Origin of the sequence: Lactiplantibacillus plantarum (genome assembly GCF_014131735.1) — a bacterium.
Taxonomy (GTDB): Bacteria; Bacillota; Bacilli; order Lactobacillales; family Lactobacillaceae; genus Lactiplantibacillus; species Lactiplantibacillus plantarum.
In genome coordinates, this window is record NZ_CP039121.1 from 35,968 (window position 1) to 54,698 (window position 18,731).

Here is an 18,731-nt window from a genome sequence, read left to right on the forward strand (position 1 = left end):
GAAGGTTTGAGGTGTATTGTATGATGACAAAAGAGAGAATTATCTTTTCAACAAAGGTCTTAGAAATAGGTGCGGAATCTGCTGATTTTAAATCGATTGGCATGGCAGTATTATTTGGTGATGAAGCTCCAGACGCATTACGGCCTTCTTGCTTTATTATCGAAGTTGTCCCAATAAGTGAGCAAATCACAGCAGGAATGAAACTTGAAGTCGACAATCAAGTCTATCAAATTACAGCAGTTGGTGGCGAAGTCCAGACTAACCTTGGAAGATTAGGCCATACGGCTATTAGTTTTACGGGTGCAAAGGAGGCTAAATTGCCTGGGACGTTATATGTTGAGCAGGGCGATTATCCTGATTTTAAAGTCGGTAGCGTGGTACGGATTATAGCTGAATAAAGTTCTGATCTTAAAATACTATGTTCTTTGTGAAAGAGAAATATGAAAGCCTTAACCTAGCTATGCTAGTCCAAGATTACATAAAGTACGCTATGTTATTGTACTTTTATACTGATAAGGTGTTCACTAATATTATTTAATGTCGTATTTTTAATCGAATCATATGGGCTAATGGCAGCTACTCTATTCATTTCTCCACTTGATTAATAACTTGCCCCAATGTCAGCAAATAGCAATACACAAGATCATCCATATTCTTAAGATTTAAACCGTTACAACGTTCAAACTTCTCGATTCGATAGAGTAGAGTATTACGATGTAGGAATAACTTGCTAGCTGCTTGGCGGACGTTGCCCTGGGTATGATAAAGCGCGCGGATTAGCTGCTTATTGTCGGAATCCAGGGAGAGACTATTGCGCAAGGCTTGCAGTTCAGGTTGGTGCTGATTGACTAAAAAGGGTAAAAGACTGCTACTAAGGGTGACAATCGTGTCTTGCTGATTCTGTGAGAATAATTGTTGTTCTAAAGCGAAGGTGGTTGGTAGGTCTTGGCTCGACCTATGTGTGCTACCAATGAATAAATGGGTATTAGTATAAAAATCATTGTCAATAAGGGCTAAAAGACTGGCTAAGTCAGCACTGGTATCGGTTAATGACTCTGTTAGCAAAAGATATCCAGAGTCAGCGGTGATAAAAGCGCGGTGTAAGACGTGTTCGAAGGTGTCAGCGATAGCGCTCAACCATTGCGAACGGTCGGCATGTCGTTCGGTGAAGCGTACTCTAAATTGTAGTAGTTGTAACTTTTTTGCGGTCGTCTGCGGGGCGGTCGTGTGGCGGCCTGTCAAAAATTCTGACCATGCATCGCCAGTTGTCGCGTTTGATTTAGTATGGGTTAATAATTCTAGTAGTGACAACTCGCGATTACTCAGGTTTGTAGTATCAATACAAATGTATTTGCCGGCATCAATAGCCACACAGACCATATTTTTAGCCACAGAGGGTCGAGGAGAAATCGTGGCTTGCGGATAAATTGATAATAGTTGTTGCGTTTCCATCAACATGACCTCCCTAGAAAAATAAATATGACTAATATTGATTAGTGGATGACCGGACCATCAGCTTGACGCCAACAACGATTTGATCATCAAAAAGATGTTCAGGATTATTAATTTGATCGAGTAGTGCTTCGACGGCTTTAGCGCCAATTGCAGCAAAGTCTTGGACAACCGTAGTTAGTGCGGGATTATTTCGGGCAGCTGCGGGTAAATTGTCGAATCCAACCAGTGCAATTGAGGTATCGCTATTGGAAGTAAGTTCTTGAAGTCGCTGTAACGCGCGTAGGGCCACAACATCGTTTTCTGCAATAATTGCGGTGATTCTCTGTGCTTGGATATAGGCTTTTAATTGAACAGCCGTCGTACAAGCCTGCAAGGCTTGCGCCCAACGTAAAGGCAATGCGGCATCGCTAGTAGCTAGCTTTAGATGGTTGAAGTAGCCTAAAAAACGATCACTGACAGTACCAGTAAATGTTTGCCAAAATGGCGTCTCTGGTAAGAAGGCAATTCGGTGGTGGCCACGACTTTGTAAGTGTTCGCAGGCAATTTTACCGCCAGCGACGTTATCACTTGTAACGCTGGGAACGGCAAGTGCAGCCGGTTGTTTATCAAGGACGACTAGTGGCATTTTTTGCGCGTATAGCCGCATTAAGATTGGCAGCTCGGTAGCTAAGTTTTGTGGATAATAGATAATACCTGCGTATTGAGAAGCTAGTTCGTCTAAGTTAAGCTGGATAAAACGCTCGTTAGCCATCAATTTTAACTGCCAAGTCGTACCGGCTAGCGTCCCTTGAATGCCACTTGGATAGTCCCCAAAGGACGTTGTTTCTGGGAATGGCAGTACCAGTAAGATTTGCCGTTGAGTAGTACTCTTGTGAGGCTTAACAAAGGTTCCCCCACCACGAACGCGATAAACGAGGTCGGCAGCGGCCAATTCGTTCAATGCCCGCTTAGACGTGATACGACTAACACCATGCTTGATGGCAATTGCATTTTCGCTTGGTAATCGATCGTTAGGCGCATACTCGCCACGTAAGATTGCTAGTCGCAATTGTTTAAATAAGATCTCGTATTTAGCCATCTGCCCACCTCCACTTGGTATAGTCAAACCGACCATTTTTGTGGCTAATTACTTCATGATAGTTTGATTTTAACCGCTTACATGGTCTATTCCTAGGGAGAAACTATATCAAGATGTGCACAAACTATACTTTTTTACAGAAAGTGACCGAATGGTAACTGGGCAAGGATAATGGGTTACCACGTAAAAAAGGACTGCTAGTAAAACAGTCCTTAAATTACACTCATTGTCAATTTTGATCTTGGAGCATTTGGTACTGAGAGTCATAGAGACGATAGTATTCGCCGTGCATTGCCATTAGTTGATCATGACGACCGGCCTCGACGATGCGGCCATGATTGATCACAAGTATCTGATCCGCTCGTTGGATGGTGGATAAGCGGTGTGCGACGATAAAACTAGTTCGTCCTTTTAATAATTCATTAAGTCCTTCTTGTAACAAGGTTTCAGTTTTTGTGTCAATTGCGGCAGTGGCTTCATCTAAAATAAGAATTCGCGGATCGGCTAGCAAAACCCGGGCAAAGGCGAGTAATTGTCGTTGCCCCGCTGATAAGCTGCTACCATGCTCCTGAACCGTTGTATTATAGCCAGCGGGCAATGTTTGAATGAAAGCATCTGCGCGAGCAATTTTGGCGGCCGAACGAACTTCGTCATCCGTTGCGTCAAGTCGACCGTAACGAATATTATCCATTATGGTGCCCGAAAAGATGAATGTTTCTTGTTGCATGACACCCATCTGTTGCCGCAGTGAATCGAGTGTAACTTGCTGCAAATTGATATTATCGATGGTAATATTGCCAGTTGTGACGTTGTAAAAGCGCGACAATAGATTAATTATCGTCGTTTTGCCAGCGCCGGTTGGTCCAACTAAAGCGATTGTTTGTCCGGCTTGGGCGTGAAACGAGATGTCGTGTAATGTCAACGGGCCGGCTTCTTCATAGCGAAATGAGACATTGTTGAAGCGGACGTCTCCCTTAATGGGCGGCAAGTTAAAGACGTCTGGGGTATCGAGAATCTGTGGTTTTTCATCCATAGTTTCGAAGATACGTTCCAAGTATGCGGTGGCAGTAATTAAGGAATTATAGAAGTTACCGATGTTAATCACTGGGTTCCAAAAATTATTGATGTACCCTAAAAAGGCAATTAGCGTCCCAGTACTGACAACGACCCCCAGTTGCTGAATACCGATAAAGTAAATTAGTGCAGTTGTAATTGTTGAGATGTTTTGCACCCCTGGACCGAGCGCGTATTGAATTTTGACAGCTTGCATATAGGCACGCCGATTGTCATCAGCAACCGCATCAAAGGTCTGGATCGCGTTGGCCTCCTGGGCGAAACCTTGCGTCACTTTGATTCCAGCAATGCTTTCATGGATATAAGCATTGAGATTGGACTGTTTATCGCTTAGTTTGCGAAAGGCTTGACGCTGCTTTTTTTGAATCAGGTAAGCCCATAAAACTAGTACTGGAATCAATGCGAGACTATCAAGGGTCAATTGCCAGTTAATTGCAAACATGAATATTAACGTGACGAGGACTGAGATAATATCAGATATGAGGTTAACTAAGCCATTTGCCAGTAGATCACTTAGTGTATTGATATAGTTAACCACCCGGATCAGAATCTTACCATGCGGTCGAGAATCAAAATAAGCAAATGGTAACTCTTGTAAATGGGTGAATAGATCAGTCCGCATATCAATTAGTAAACTTTGACCAATCTCGGTGATTGCCCAGATACGATATCGAAAACACAGGAATGCGATGACTAAGCTGATTAGAAATGTGCCACTTAATGCCCAGATCAATGGAAGATTACGGTTAGGAATCGCAGTGTCGATCGCGATTTTCATCAAATAGGGACCCAAGATGATGGCGATGTTGCCAATTAAAATAGTGATTAACACAAAGCACAATCGCCACGAGTAAGGTCGTAGATAGTGGCCAAGTCGTGCGTAGTCGTGCCAATTAAAGCGGCTGGTAAGTTCTTCGTCTTCGTTGTAGGTGTTTCGCTTGGTCACACTACTCATCTCCTTTCGCATCTTTAATTAGTCCGAGTTGCCGACGATAAGTCTCTGCATAGTAGCCGTTCTGAGCAAGTAAAGATTCATGATTGCCTTGTTCGATAATCTCACCATGACGTAGAACAATGATGTGATCAGCATGGCGGAGTGAGGAAATCCGAGAGGCAATGATGAAGACTGTCTTATTTTTTGTAATCGCTTTCAATCGTTGTTGAATGGTTGCTTCAGTCTCCATATCGAGAGCGCTAGTCGTATCATCTAGAATCAAAATACGAGGATCTTTAACAAGTGCTCGGGTTAGAGAGATCCGTTGTTTTTGACCACCTGAGAGACCAACGCCTCGTTCACCGACAACGGTATCATAACCGTCAGGCATCTGATCGATGAAGTTATTGGCATCAGCGATAGCCGCCATCTCGCGGATAAATGGTATTGACGCATCGTGATTGCCGTAATTAATATTGTCGGTAATGGTGTCCGAGAACAAGAAAAGATCTTGCGTTACAATCGTAATTTGGTTTCGTAAGTCTTGGGCCGACCACTGCTGAATATCGCGTCCGTCAATTAAGATACGGCCGTTCGTGGGATCATAAAAACGAGCAATGAGATTCATTAACGTTGTTTTTCCAGAGCCAGTTTCACCAAGGATTCCGAGCGTTTGTCCTGGTTCGACAGTAAAATTAATATCCAAAAGTGCGTTGACTTGAGGTGTATCTGGGAAAGCAAAGTCGACGTGCTGAAACTGGACAGCGCCTCGAATAGGAACCACTTGTTGTGATTTAGTGGTTATGATTGTTGGTTGCGTGTTCAGCATTGAACGGATTTTAATAGTTGCGGCTGAAAAGCGCTGAATATCGTTAATTAACCAGCCACTCATACGCATCGGTTGGTTGAGCATCCATAAAAAGCCGTTAAACGAAACCAGTTGTCCTAGGCTCATCTGGTGATTAATCACGAGAATACTTCCGAGCAGTAAAACAATGACTGATAACAAGGATGCAAGAAAATCTAAAGTCGGTAGGTACCGCCTAGAAACGGCAGCGGAGGCCATGTTCTTTTCCTTGTAATCATGATTGAGTTGCTGGAACTTCTCGATTTCATAATCTTCACGGGCAAAGGCCCGCACGATCCGATTACCTGAAATGTTTTCTTCAACCATGGCATTCAAGTGGGCGAAGCTCTGACGGATGTCAAAGAAGACAGTGTGTGCTTCGGTACTCATGCGTGTCGTTAACCAGGCGATAATGGGTGTTAGGATAATTAGTGCGAGCATTAATTGCCAGTTGAGCCAACCCATGACAATCACGGCAGTTAAGAACCATAGGACACATTCGGCGGTGTTATAGGTAACCCAGCATAGAAAGTGTCGGATTGCATCAGTATCACCAGTTAACCGAGCCATAATATCGCCGTTAGTGACAGAGTTGAAGAAGGGGTAATCTAAGGATTGCAATTTCGTGAATAAATCATGGCGAATGTCATACAATGAATTTTGACCGACGCGTTCCCAGAGGATAATGTAGCAGTAACGCATCACGGTTCGAATTAACGTGATACCGACCATCCCTGCTAATAAAGGCAGAAGCAAGTTGAGATGTCGTTGATTGATGACCACGTCAACAATGATGCCACCCAATAATGGTACTGCTACTACACCAAGTGCATTGACGGTAATTAAGAGACTAGCTAGTATGATTTGCCAGCGGCTGTGCCGGGCGTATTGCCAGACCCACTGATAAGGATTCATGATTAACCTCCCGTAGTAACCAGCTAAAGCTGGCTAACTTGACAAGGCTAAGTATGATGATATTGGAGGGATCATTGAATAGATTATTTTGACTAGTTTAATGTCTTTTTTTGTAAGGAGGGATCACAATGTTGCAATTAAGTGAATTTGAACCGGAAGTCCTTTACGCCTTTCCGTTTCGAAATGAACATCCAGGAACCTACGTCTATCATCAACATGATTTTCTAGAGCTCTCAATAATGTTGGAAGGGTATTCAGACTACAATGTGGAAGGACAATGGCGTCGAGTTGTTGCCGGTCAGGCACTACTGTTTAACCCTGGCATTCATCATCAGGAGACTCAGCCCCCGCATACCCAAAGCCTTCAACTGCACATAGGCTTTCGGCATATCGCGCTACCTGGTCAGGTGCCTAACCACTTGCCCTTTAAAGATGCGTTAATTAGTCTTGATGATTATCGGGCAGAATTCATGGCAAATGCCCAACGAATTGTAGCGGAAAGTCAGCGCCCCACCGTATTTGGGCACGCCTTGTTAATTCAAGCGATGGTGATTGAACAGCTTTGCTGGTTATTGCGATCCTTACCAGAGAATAGTGTTAGTAACGATTATACCGAACTGCATCAAGGTAATGTTAGTCGAGATCAGCAGGCGTTGGTCAATGCTGCCACGTATTACTTGGATGTGCATTACAATGAAGATCTGACATTAGGAACGGTGGCTGCCTCCCTTCATGTTAGTGCGGCGTACTTGTCACGAACGTTTAAGGCAATTCAAGGCGAAACGCCGATTAGTTATTTGACAAGGCTAAGAATGCAACGTGCTAAGCAACTGCTCATGCAAGAAGCAATCACAGTACGCCAAGTTGCTCATGCGGTCGGTTATCAAGATCCGTATTATTTTAGCAAGGTATTCAAGCGGTACTTTGGCGCTGCCCCAACGTTAATCGAGAGATAAAGGTGATCAAATACCAATAATACGGGAAGTTGGTATAGTTAGCGGAACAACTTTATTCAAAAATGTAAGCGCTGCCCTGTTTACTGTACTCCCATTATGGTATATTTCAGTCGCAAAAATAGATCTTGTCAGACCCCAAAAAATAATGAACTTGTAGGAGGAATTTTCTAAATGATAACGTGGCAAGGGTTGACTACTGAGCAAGTACAGTCAGTACAGGCGGTTTGTGCCGCAATCATGCCGACAAGCGATCTTAGTGTTGAATGCCAGCATGCGACAACTGGTATTCACATTCAACGCAATGGTGATCAGGTGCGTCTCACATATGGCAGTACGGCAGAGTTGATGCATGGTGCGGCATTGTTATGTGGTCGAGCCCGGAAAGCAACGCAATTTGATATTCGACAGCAACCAAGATTTGAAGTGCTGGCTGCCATGCTCGATGTTGCTCGTAATGGCGTACCAACAGTTGCAATGATAAAGCAAATCATCCGGCGACTAGCAAGCATGGGTTACAATGAGTTATGGCTATATTTAGAGGATCTGTTTGAAATCCCAGAGGCACCATATTTTGGTCGTGGTCGTGGTCGTTATCAGCAGACCGAACTACATGAGATTGCTTTGTATGGTGATCGTTTTGGTGTGACGATCGTTCCAGCTGTTCAGACTTTAGCACATCTGCATAATGCGTTAAAGTGGGATGCGCATGCGGCAGTCAAAGACACGGACGATACGTTACTGGTGGGAGCACCTGCAACAAAGGATTTCCTCACTAATCTTTTGCGTGCGGCGAGTGCCCCGTTCACAACTAATAAGATTCACGTTGGGATGGATGAAGCCTATCAGCTTGGCCGTGGACGCTATTTAGATCAAAATGGGTTTACAGATCAAGAAACACTTATCTTACAACAGTTACAATTAGTCGTATCGTTAACTCAGAAATTAGGTTTAAAAGCTTATATGTGGAGTGACTTATGGTTTACATTCGCTTCATCAAAGCATGAAATGTATGATCCGGATGTGCATTTTGACCCTGCCTTTAAAGCGAGTTTACCGCCAGTCGGTCAAGTTTATTGGGACTATTACCATGAAGATGAACAGACTTATCGTGAGCGCTTTACCCAACACTTCGAACTTAGTGATGATGTGGCGTTTGCGGGCGGAATCTGGACGTGGAGTGCTTTGGCACCTAATCAAAGTAAGATGCTGGCAACGATTGACGCGGGCTTGAAAGCTGCCAAAGCGAGTGGCGTGCAGCAAGTAGTTGCGACAATGTGGTTTGACGACGGCGCAGAAGTACCTTTTAGTGCAGCGTGGTATGGCCTACAAGCTTTTGCAACTTATCAGTATTACGAGGATGTCACACCGGCGATGATCGATACAGAATATGCCATGATACAGGGCGAAAACGCGACTTTTTATCGACTCTTAGATCAATTTGATAACTTTACGAGTAAAGTTAACGTCGATGCTGATAATGTGAGCAAGTTGATTCTTTATGAGGATCTAATGTTGCAGCGATACCGGTCTAACTTAGCAGTTATTGATGTTGAAGCTCATTATCTGGACTTAATGACGAAGCTTGATCAGGTACACGTCCATCAAGAAAATCAATTGATGGTGACCTTTTACAAGCAATTGGCACGGACGGTTTTAGTAAAACAACGAGCTCTAAAGGTAGTGGTAGCCCTTGTTGATTCTGATGTAACTAAATTACGGGCTGACTCGGCTCGAGCGGCGGTGACAAGTTGCCAGCATGCACTGGAACAATTATTACGCGATTTTCGAGCGCTTTGGCAGCAACAACGGCGTGGAAATGGCTTTGAGGTTATCGATGTTCGATTAGGTGGTCAAATCGCGCGCTGTGAGACGGTTACTTGGCGTATTGATGAATGGCTAGCAGGACGTGATGACTTAGCTGAATTGCGAGAACCGTTATTACCAATGGATAAGCGCAATAACGGATTGGTCGGGCACGGGCTGTATAAAGAAATTGTGAGCGCCTGTGAATTGTCATTTTAGATAGAACCGTAACGACGCCGAAAAAATGGTGTCGTTTTTATTTTGGTTGATAACGATAATGGGATGGATGCTAACACAATGCTCGACACTAGCTTGATATGCTGATGTTGGTATGCTAACAACGTGTTAATTCGATTGTTAGGTTGTTTAATAAACGTTTTAATCAGAGTGGCCCGTTGATTCTAACAGGATTAGATTGTTGATTTTTGTGTCGAAATTATACCTAATTTTGATGAAATCTTGAGTTTGTCAATATATCCCTTAAGTTAGTTGATTGTTGCCGTTTGAGAAAGCGGTTACTATAACAGGTGTAATAATGAAAGGAGGGAGAACCGATGGCACAAAATGCCGCAGTTCCAATCGTCAAGAAGCGCAATTTCTTCCAGCGTTTATGGGACAACCGCGTATTCTTGCTCATGGTTGCTCCAGGTGCGATATTATTAATTATCTTCTTCTACATTCCCGTGTTGGCTAACGTTGTTGCCTTTCAAAACTTTCAATACTCGGATCAAGGCTTCATCTATAGTGTGCTGCATAGTCCGTGGGTTGGCTTTCAGAACTTTGCCTTTTTCTTCAAATCGGCAGATTTTTGGATCGTGTTACGTAACACGGTTGGGTACAATTTAACCTTCTTACTGTTGAACTTTTTCTTTGCCATCTTCTTTGGCATTGTCATGAGTCAAATGCGCAACCAACGACTTTTGAAAGCTTATCAGACTTCAATGCTATTTCCATATTTCTTATCATGGGCAATCTTGGCCTACTTCGTATACGCCTTCTTGAGTTCGGATAAGGGTATTTTGAACCATATTATTCAGTCATTTGGCGGGACGCCGATTGACTTCTACAATACGCCGTGGGTCTGGCCATTTATCATTATCTTCCTAGGGGTTTGGAAAGGAATTGGATACAACAGTATTCTGTACTTTGCCACGGCCATGGGAATTGATCCATCGTACTATGATGCGGCGATGATGGATGGTGCAAATAAATGGCAACAGATTAAAAACGTGACGTTACCACACATCCTACCAGTTGCAACGTTAATGTTGATCTTGAATATTGGGGGGATCTTCCGTAGCGATTTCGGGCTATTCTACCTAATTCCGCGTTCATCAGGGACGTTGATTAATGTGACACAGACCTTTGATACGTATATTTACCGCGCGCTGACGACGACTAATGATATTGGGATGTCAACGGCTGCTGGGCTAATGCAATCAGTTGTCGGTGCACTGTTAATCATTGTTTGTAATTGGGTGGTTCGGCGTAAACAACCAGAATCAGCATTATTTTAGGGGGTGCCGTCATTGCGTAAGAAAAAACATATTTCAGCTGTTGAGATTCGCAAGTTCGGACCTGGCGCCAACCTGTTTTTCAACATCTTCCTAGCAATCTTTGCACTATCGTGTATCTTACCGTTCTTCTTCATCATTATCTTATCGTTGACACAAGAATCAGATATTACGACGTATGGGTATCAATTCTGGCCTAAACATTGGACCTTTGCGAGCTATCAGTATCTCGCTAAAATGGGTCATCAAGTGTTAGTCTCATTAGGTGTTACGATCTTTGTAACAGTTGTTGGGACCATAATGAACAGTTTGTTTAGTTCGACGTACGCGTATGCAATTTCTCGTAAGGATTTTGCCTATGCTAGATTTTTCACCATTTTCGCTTTGATTTCTATGCTGTTTGTTCCAGGTATGGTGCCAACTTACTTGGTTGTGACTCAAATGCTAGGTCTACAGGATAATATCTGGGCGTTAATCTTACCGATGAGCTTTGGGGTGTATACCGTTTTGATCATGCGGACTTTCTTCAAGACATCCATTCCGGAAGCAATCATTGAATCGGCACGGATCGATGGTGGTAGTGAGTTGCGGATTTTCCGGAGTATCGTGGTACCTCTGGCAATTCCAGGGATTGCAACAATTAGTTTATTCACGTCACTAGGTTATTGGAATGATTGGATGAATGCCTTGCTATACATTAACAAGGATAGCGTCACACCATTGCAATATTTACTCATCAAGATTCAAAACAATATTCAGTTTATGACACAAAATATGCAAGCCAATGGCGCAATTGCGGGTGCCGCCAATGTTCCAAGTGAAGGTATGCGGTTCGCAATCGTTGTTGTTGCAACTTTACCAATTGCATTAACCTACCCATTCTTCCAGAAGTACTTCGTCAAAGGAATGACGATTGGTGGCGTCAAAGGTTAGTTTGGTAGTGTTGCGTATTTAATTCGTTTTAACTGTTCGGGGTATTAATAAGTCATTTCAAAAAACTTTTCCGAGGGGGAAGAACAGCTATGAATAAATTTGTAAAGGGTGCGGCCCTAGTTAGTGCCGTAGCATTTGGAACAGTGGCACTAGCTGGTTGTGGTAAGTCCAATAGCGATTCAGCATCCAGTAAGGCAACAACCGTTAATATGTATATGCCTGGTGATAAGCCGAAGAACTATGACGCAATGATTAAACGGGCGAATAAAGAAATTCATAAGACTTACAAGAATATCAATTTAAAGATGAACTTTATCGGCTGGGGCGATTATGAACAGAAGTACAATGTTATGGTTACTTCTGGTAGCGGTTACGATTTGGCCTTTGCGCAAAACTATACGTCAAATGCACTTAAGGGTGCATACGCCGATATGAATAGCGAATTAAAGAGTGGTGGTGTGGCCAACAAAGCGTACAAACAAGTTGATTCAGCCTACTGGAAAGGGCTAAAGGTTAACGGTAAAACATATGGCTTCCCAGTCAATGCCAACATTTACGCGCAGAATATGCTGACATTCAACGATGAATTCTTGAAGAAGTACAATATTAGTATTAATGATGTTGATTCATACGCAAGCATGGAGTCAGCTTTAGCGAAATTCCATAAAGAAAAACCAGGAGTGGCAGCCTTTGCAATCGGTCAAGGGTTCAAGGCATCACCAAAACACATGGACTTCCCATTGGGTAATGGGCTACCATTTGCCATTGACTCTAGTGGTTCAAGTAAGAAGATTGTGAATGTCTACGATACTAGTGAAATGCAAGGAATCCTGAAGACTTTGCACAGCTATTACCAAAAGGGTTATATTCCTAAGGATGCTGCAACGTCTAGCACACAATATAACTTACAAGATAACACTTGGTTCGTACGTCAAGAAACCCAAGGACCATTCGATTACGGCGATTCCGCTTTGATTACGAATGCGGGCGGTAAGAAGATGAAGTCTAAGGCCATTACAGATCCTTATAAGTCATCTGCTCAATCCCAAGTGGCTGTATGGACAATTTCCAAGACTTCCAAGCATAAGAAAGAAGCGATGCAAGTCTTGAACCTGTTGAACACGGATAAGACCTTGCTTAACAACATTACTTGGGGTCTTGAAGGAACTCAATGGAACTTTACGGACAAGGCTAAGGGTAAGATCAAGATAACCAATAAGTACAAGCCTAACACATTCATTGGTGCTTGGATGATGGGTAATAACAAGAACCTTTATACTCAAGACTCAACGACTGAAGCGATGATTAAGAAGCGTGATCAATCTATTAAGGATGCGAAGACTTCTGCAGCACTTGGTTTCAATCCTGATACGAGTTCATTGAAGACCGAGATTACGAACTTATCGAACGTAATGAGTAAGTATCTTGATATCTTAAATACTGGTACTGCCGACCCAGTCCCAACAATTAAGAAGATGGACAAAGAGCTCAAAGCCGCTGGTTACGATAAAGTTCAAAAAGAATTACAGAAACAATACGACGCCTTCTTAGCTAAACAGTAACACTTAAATCATTTACCACAAAGAGGTCGGGTGCTGGGCACTACGACCTCTTTGTCTACATACAAATTGGGCCATAATTAAGAATAGTAGGGGGTCAGTAGCATGCAAGCACATTGGTGGCAACGCGCAACGGTTTATCAGATTTACCCACGTAGCTTTCAAGATAGTAACGGGGATGGAATTGGTGACATCCCTGGGATTATCAGTCGGCTCGATTACTTGGCAACCCTTGGTGTGGATGCGCTGTGGTTAAGCCCGGTATACAAAAGTCCGAATGCTGATAACGGCTATGACATTGCGGATTATCAGGCGATTGACCCAGCATATGGCACGATGGCCGATATGGATCAGTTGATCGCTCAAGCGGCTCAGCGTGGCATAAAAATCGTGATGGATTTGGTCGTGAATCATACCAGTGATGAGCATCCGTGGTTTGTGGATGCTTGTCAGAATCCAGATAGTCCGACGCGCGATTATTATGTATGGGCGGATGCTGTTGATGGGCATGCACCTAATAATCTGACATCTGGTTTCAGCGGCGGTTCAGCTTGGGAGCTAGATGAACTAACGGGCCAATACTTTTTGCACTTGTTTTCAAAAAAGCAGATTGATTTGAATTGGCAGAATCCAGACTTACGACGCGCAATTTATCGTATGATGAATTTCTGGATCGATAAGGGAATCGAAGGGTTTCGGATGGATGTCATAGATATGATTGCCAAGGAGCCACGTGCAAAAATTTTAGTGAACGGGCCGCATCTGCATGAATATTTACATGAAATGAATCGTCAGACTTGGCGGAACCGTGATTTTTTAACAGTCGGTGAAGCCTGGAGTGCAAGTCCAGAAGATGCGCGACAGTACAGTGATGAGCAGCGCGAAGAATTAAGTATGGTCTTCCAATTCGGCCACTTATGGGCTGATCGCCAGGTTGGCGGCGAAAAGTGGGAACAGCGACCACTTGATGTTGCACAACTGAAACAAGCGCTCTATGCTTGCCAAACGACGATGGCGACTCACGGGTGGAATAGTTTATTCTGGAGTAACCATGACCTGCCCCGCGCCGTTTCACGCTTTGGGGCTACGGGTCAGTACCGAGAGCTGAGTGCGAAGATGTTAGCCATTGCTTTACACGGACTAAAAGGCACACCTTTTGTCTATCAAGGGGAAGAGATTGGTATGACTGATTGCCCAGTTGCAACTATCGATCAAGTTAACGATGTTGAAGCCCGGACAATTTATCGACAATTACGAGCACAGGGTGATGATGCTGGTACCGCCATGCAGAAAATCAATATCTTTAATCGTGATAATGCGCGGACGCCCATGCAATGGACGGCTAAGCAACACGCGGGATTTACAACGGGCAAACCATGGTTGGCAATCAATGCCAATTATCCGAGGATCAATGTTGCGGCCGCCCAAGCGGACCACCAATCGATATGGTGGACGTATCAGCGGCTAATTAGATTACGCAAACAGTCGGCGGTGTTGCAACAGGGTGAGTTTACCGAGTTATCAGCGGTACCGGCACCAATCGTTGCCTACACTCGGAATTGGCAACAAACCCAATGGCTAATTTGCGCTAATTTTGCTGATACACTTATTACGGTAGATCTACCAAAGCGAGCATCTGAGTTGATTATCAGTAACTATCAAGATTATCCTGAGCAACTGGGGCGGGTGGTATTACGACCGTATGAAGCGTTTATCCTTGCATTAAGCTAGAAGTGGAAACGCTATTATCAATGAATGGATTTTGATACTATACAGATAGATTATGAAAAGGAGGAGACAGTAATGATTGGACGCGCAGCGGATAAGATTTTTACACGGGTATTTATTTTCTTAATAATGACCGTCTATTTTTGGATTTATACAGTCGCTGGGTTGGTTGTACTAGGAATTGGACCGGCGTTTCGAACTGTAACTGAGATGCATATGGATAAGCAGTGGGATTATCGGTTATATCACTTTAAGGAAGGATGGCAGCGCTTTAAACGCCATTTTTGGCAAATGAACTTGCATACTTGGTTGTTCTTAGGGGTAGGGGCCGTCTTGGCTTATAATTTATATTTAAGCCTTTCGATTCATACACTATGGATAATTTTCATTCAATTTATTATCGTATTTGCTTTGATTCTTGATTTTAGCTTAGCAATTTTTACCGTGATGTTGCGGTCGCGCTACGATGTTGCCTTCAAAGATGCCATTAAATTAGCAATTGTTCAGTTCTTTAGTAATTTTACGCAGTTATTGACCTTTATTATTGGCACGATCGTATTGATCGTCATCTCTTTGAAGTGGCCAGGGATGATCCTTTTCCTAAGTCCTGGAATCTATATGGTTGGGGCAGATCGATTGTCACGACGGTGGTATGACAAGATTGATAAGATGCTAGGGGCAGTTTAGATGTTGCTGAAAAGTCATGCTATGCAGGCGAGCTTTGCCCACCTGATTAAGTTATATACAACCATCATTTCGGTGATGGTTGTTTTGGCAACAACCGTCTTTATCACCGTTAGTATTCGAACTTATGATGCGGATTTGGAGCAGGCCGAGAATACGGCCATCGTGCAGGTTGGTCAAATGCTTAATCAGAATCAACAAATTGCCGCGCAATTCGCGACTCAAATGACAAGTTCATCGAGTAATTTACCGAGTATCGAAAAATATTTTGATTCGTCTATCACTGATTACAGCAATTATGCGATTGATAAAAGTATTAGTGGCAGTCCATACTTTTTCTGGCCAACTGAGTCACGGCAATTCTTTACTCAGCATGATCAAGTAACTCAACTGACACTACGATTATTGAGTCAAAATAAGGTGTTTGTTGCGACACAAGCTAATCCTGGTGGCGCCTTATATCCGGCCAAAGACGTTAAACAACGTTTTGCAATTAATGCTCCGTTAATCAATCAGACATCCTTAGAAACGGATGGGGTTCTCAGTATCAGCTTTGATCAGAGCGAGATCAAGCGGCAGTTGTCACAAGTGAATGCGACCCAGCCCTTGCAAGTTGTGGTACGTTCAGAGGCTGATGATGAAGTCTTTTACTTTGCTGGTAAACGGGTCACGCGACAACAGCAACGTGATCTGAACCAGGCACTAACGGCGGGCAACATGAAAATGTTGCGTGATTATCATGTTACCACGAAACAATTATCATCCGGTTATACGGTGATGACAGTCTTGAATAGGCATCTATTAAGTCGTCTGATTATCGGACATGTTCTACCGTTAATTTTATTAGGGTTGATTTTGTTACTAGGGCTAAGTACGGGCTTGTGGCTGACTTTTCGTCGGTACCAGCACCAACTGAATACAATTGTTGATACTGTTCAAACGGTTTCTGATGGTAATCTAGATGCACGAGTTCCAATGAATCTGCGACCGACAGACTTGCATACACTTGCCGGCGGAATTAACGCTATGTTGACGGAAATTCATCAGCATATTTATACGATCTATCAATTACAGATCGCCCAACAAGAGGCGAACCGGCGAGCATTACAGGCACAAATCAACCCGCATTTTATGTCTAATACATTAGAGTATATTCGAATGGCTGCGTTAGAAGCACATCAGCCAGAACTCGCCAATGTAGTGTATAGCTTTGCTGCATTATTGCGAAATAACACGGATCTATCATCACGGACGACACTGAAGCAGGAAGTTAGTTTTATTGAAAAGTATGTCTTTTTATATCAAGTTCGGTTTCCTGATCGGCTAGCTTACCAATTTACGGTCGCTGACGATGTCGCTGCGGTTGAGATTCCCAAATTTAGTTTGCAACCACTTGTCGAGAATTACTTCGTGCACGGTGTCAACTTCTCACGGGTGGATAATGCCCTAAGTTTAAAGGCTTGGCGTGAAGCTGGTATCGTTCACGTTAAGATCGTGGATAATGGCCGCGGCCTGTCACCGGAAGCTGTTAAAGCTGTGAATCAAAAGTTGAAGCAACCATTAGCAGCTGAACAACAGCATTCAATTGGACTACAGAATGTCTACTCACGGATGCACGATAGTTTTGGGGACGGTTTTAAAATGACAATTAATAGTAATGACCAACAGGGCGTTACGGTATTGCTGCAGTTTGATGATCGTGAGGGGGTTAAGTGATGCGGAAAGTGATGTTAGTTGATGATGAATACATGCTATTACGTGGGCTTAAATTACTAATTGATTGGGAATCATTGGGGTTGGAGATTGTGAATACGGAGCAAAATCCCAGCTTAGCGTTAAAGTATTTACAAGATAATGACATTGATATTTTAATTTCAGATATGAACATGCCGGAGATGCCGGGCCCAGAATTTGTAGCGGCTGCCAAGAAGATTCAACCAGCAATGGAATTGATCGTAATCTCAGGATATTCAGATTTTGACTATGTACGTGCTGGCTTGCAGCAAAATGCTGTAAATTATTTACGTAAGCCAATTGATACTGATGAATTGTTGGCAACACTGCGAGGTGCCTTGGACCGGTTACAAGCACAACAACAGCAACATCAGATTGCATCGCTGGCAATTCAGACACAGACACGGACATTACTGACGACTGATCGCGAGCCAGAGCAACTGCAAATTATCCAGGCGCTAGGAATTGAGTTTGCCACACCAACAACCGTTCGCCTTATTGGGGTACTAAACCCCTTACCGCCTAAAGATTTAGTGAATTACCTACGTGTGATAAAAGCGGTCAAGGGCTTTTATACTGAGCGGGAAGATTTTATTATTGTCTTTCAAGGGACGACTGACCAATTAAACATATTTATCAATGAAGCACCTCATCAGATCGGGGTAGCACATCGGCCATTTCTAATTGGAGCTCCAATTAAGAATGTCGGACAATTGCGAACGCGTTATATTCAATTGCGTCGTGAGATTGCAAGACAATACTTTTTTGAAACTGCTTCAGGGCTGCGAATGATGCTGCCAGATACGCAAGAGAGCGTTTCATCGACGTTGCCAAGTTATTCTGAGGTCAAAAAAGCACTGGATGGCATCGATTTGACTGGATTTTCAATATGGTTAACCCACCAATTTGACGCAATGAAGCAGGCAAATGCGTCGGACTTGTTAGCACGACAGTTCGCACTAGTTGTATTGCTGGTTCTAAGTGACCGACTGACGAAATTTGATGATAAAGCAGCCATCATTGCCGCAATCAATCACGCCAAAGACGTTAGTGATCTTAAAGGTCAGTTACAGTGGGTTGCTGAACTTGCTACTGAACAGGGTACTCAACAGTTTTCAAGAAATGTGCTGGCAATGCGCCAGATTATTAAAAAGCGATATCCAGAACAACTTTCGTTAGCGGCAGTAGCGAGTGAATTGCATCTCAATGCGGTGTATCTGGGTCAATTGTTCAAGCAGGAAGTTGGACGTAGTTTTGCCCAATTTCTCAATGATTATCGTGTTGATGTCGCGGTGGATTTATTACGAGATTCAGATCTGGATATTGGTCAAATTGCTGAGGCGGTTGGTTATCAAAATTCTAGTTATTTTTATAAATTATTCAAAAAACAAACGGGGATGTCGCCTGGTGATTACCGAAAGGCGGGTGTCCTGAGTAGTTAATCAACTTTAACAAGTTGGTTTTGATAAGTGTACGCGTAACCAATTGTAGCGATTGAGTACATTAATCTTAATAAG

The 18,731-nt window shown here is 43.2% G+C and carries 14 protein-coding genes; 10 read left to right on the plus strand and 4 right to left on the minus strand.

Translation table 11 applies throughout. From position 1 onward, the window contains the following. Positions 1-20 precede the first annotated feature (20 nt). The gene (locus E5260_RS00170; protein WP_003641596.1) at positions 21-398 is read left to right on the plus strand and encodes a PTS glucitol/sorbitol transporter subunit IIA; all 378 of its coding nucleotides are present in this window, start codon (positions 21-23) and stop codon (positions 396-398) included. Between the two features lie 187 nt (positions 399-585). Here E5260_RS00170 and E5260_RS00175 read toward each other — a convergent pair whose 3' ends face one another. From E5260_RS00175 to E5260_RS00190, 4 genes are all read right to left on the minus strand, one after another. Further along, positions 586-1,452 (minus strand): PucR family transcriptional regulator, encoded by an 867-nt coding sequence (locus E5260_RS00175; protein ID WP_013356081.1) that lies wholly within the window; start codon positions 1,450-1,452, stop codon positions 586-588. Positions 1,453-1,483: 31 nt separating this feature from the next. Next, entirely contained in the window at positions 1,484-2,533 is a 1,050-nt protein-coding gene (locus tag E5260_RS00180; RefSeq protein WP_003643602.1) for a GntR family transcriptional regulator, read from the minus strand. A gap of 229 nt (positions 2,534-2,762) precedes the next feature. Beyond that, on the minus strand, positions 2,763-4,574 hold the full coding sequence (locus E5260_RS00185) for an ABC transporter ATP-binding protein (RefSeq protein WP_003641592.1): 1,812 nt from the start codon (positions 4,572-4,574) through the stop codon (positions 2,763-2,765). Beyond that, a complete protein-coding gene (locus E5260_RS00190; RefSeq protein WP_003641591.1) occupies positions 4,555-6,303 on the minus strand; it encodes an ABC transporter ATP-binding protein in 1,749 nt (582 codons plus the stop codon). Before E5260_RS00190 ends, E5260_RS00185 begins: the two co-directional genes overlap by 20 nt. A gap of 128 nt (positions 6,304-6,431) precedes the next feature. On the opposite strand from E5260_RS00190, the gene E5260_RS00195 reads away from it, so the two are divergent. The 9 genes from E5260_RS00195 to E5260_RS00235 all read left to right on the plus strand — a co-directional run bounded on the left by E5260_RS00195 (position 6,432) and on the right by E5260_RS00235 (position 18,656). Further along, the gene (locus tag E5260_RS00195; RefSeq protein ID WP_003641590.1) at positions 6,432-7,259 is read left to right on the plus strand and encodes an AraC family transcriptional regulator; all 828 of its coding nucleotides are present in this window, start codon (positions 6,432-6,434) and stop codon (positions 7,257-7,259) included. 171 nt (positions 7,260-7,430) lie between these two features. Next, complete coding sequence (locus E5260_RS00200; RefSeq protein ID WP_003641589.1) at positions 7,431-9,281, plus strand: beta-N-acetylhexosaminidase; 1,851 nt, start codon at positions 7,431-7,433, stop codon at positions 9,279-9,281. A 335-nt stretch (positions 9,282-9,616) separates the two neighbouring features. Next, positions 9,617-10,579, plus strand: a complete 963-nt coding sequence (locus E5260_RS00205; protein WP_003641588.1) for an ABC transporter permease — start codon at positions 9,617-9,619, stop codon at positions 10,577-10,579. 12 nt (positions 10,580-10,591) lie between these two features. Continuing rightward, positions 10,592-11,509, plus strand: a complete 918-nt coding sequence (locus tag E5260_RS00210) for a carbohydrate ABC transporter permease (RefSeq protein ID WP_025015642.1) — start codon at positions 10,592-10,594, stop codon at positions 11,507-11,509. An 89-nt stretch (positions 11,510-11,598) separates the two neighbouring features. Further along, positions 11,599-13,071 (plus strand): ABC transporter substrate-binding protein, encoded by a 1,473-nt coding sequence (locus E5260_RS00215; protein ID WP_003641586.1) that lies wholly within the window; start codon positions 11,599-11,601, stop codon positions 13,069-13,071. Between the two features lie 102 nt (positions 13,072-13,173). After that, entirely contained in the window at positions 13,174-14,799 is a 1,626-nt protein-coding gene (locus tag E5260_RS00220) for a glycoside hydrolase family 13 protein (RefSeq protein WP_003641585.1), read from the plus strand. A 72-nt stretch (positions 14,800-14,871) separates the two neighbouring features. Further along, a complete protein-coding gene (locus E5260_RS00225) occupies positions 14,872-15,483 on the plus strand; it encodes a YesL family protein (protein ID WP_003643597.1) in 612 nt (203 codons plus the stop codon). Further along, entirely contained in the window at positions 15,484-17,196 is a 1,713-nt protein-coding gene (locus E5260_RS00230) for a sensor histidine kinase (RefSeq protein WP_003641583.1), read from the plus strand. Beyond that, positions 17,196-18,656: a response regulator transcription factor gene (locus E5260_RS00235; protein WP_003641582.1), complete on the plus strand. Its 1,461-nt coding sequence runs from the start codon at positions 17,196-17,198 to the stop codon at positions 18,654-18,656. The genes E5260_RS00230 and E5260_RS00235 overlap by 1 nt, the downstream gene beginning before the upstream one ends. The last annotated feature ends 75 nt before the right edge of the window (positions 18,657-18,731 follow it).

Coding starts and splice junctions, on each gene's coding strand:
- E5260_RS00170 (WP_003641596.1), top strand. CDS start 21: ATGATGACAAAAGAGAGAATTATCTTTTCAACAAAGGTCTTAGAAATA.
- E5260_RS00175 (WP_013356081.1), bottom strand. CDS start 1,452: ATGGAAACGCAACAACTATTATCAATTTATCCGCAAGCCACGATTTCT.
- E5260_RS00180 (WP_003643602.1), bottom strand. CDS start 2,533: ATGGCTAAATACGAGATCTTATTTAAACAATTGCGACTAGCAATCTTA.
- E5260_RS00185 (WP_003641592.1), bottom strand. CDS start 4,574: ATGCGAAAGGAGATGAGTAGTGTGACCAAGCGAAACACCTACAACGAA.
- E5260_RS00190 (WP_003641591.1), bottom strand. CDS start 6,303: ATGAATCCTTATCAGTGGGTCTGGCAATACGCCCGGCACAGCCGCTGG.
- E5260_RS00195 (WP_003641590.1), top strand. CDS start 6,432: ATGTTGCAATTAAGTGAATTTGAACCGGAAGTCCTTTACGCCTTTCCG.
- E5260_RS00200 (WP_003641589.1), top strand. CDS start 7,431: ATGATAACGTGGCAAGGGTTGACTACTGAGCAAGTACAGTCAGTACAG.
- E5260_RS00205 (WP_003641588.1), top strand. CDS start 9,617: ATGGCACAAAATGCCGCAGTTCCAATCGTCAAGAAGCGCAATTTCTTC.
- E5260_RS00215 (WP_003641586.1), top strand. CDS start 11,599: ATGAATAAATTTGTAAAGGGTGCGGCCCTAGTTAGTGCCGTAGCATTT.
- E5260_RS00220 (WP_003641585.1), top strand. CDS start 13,174: ATGCAAGCACATTGGTGGCAACGCGCAACGGTTTATCAGATTTACCCA.
- E5260_RS00225 (WP_003643597.1), top strand. CDS start 14,872: ATGATTGGACGCGCAGCGGATAAGATTTTTACACGGGTATTTATTTTC.
- E5260_RS00230 (WP_003641583.1), top strand. CDS start 15,484: ATGTTGCTGAAAAGTCATGCTATGCAGGCGAGCTTTGCCCACCTGATT.
- E5260_RS00235 (WP_003641582.1), top strand. CDS start 17,196: ATGCGGAAAGTGATGTTAGTTGATGATGAATACATGCTATTACGTGGG.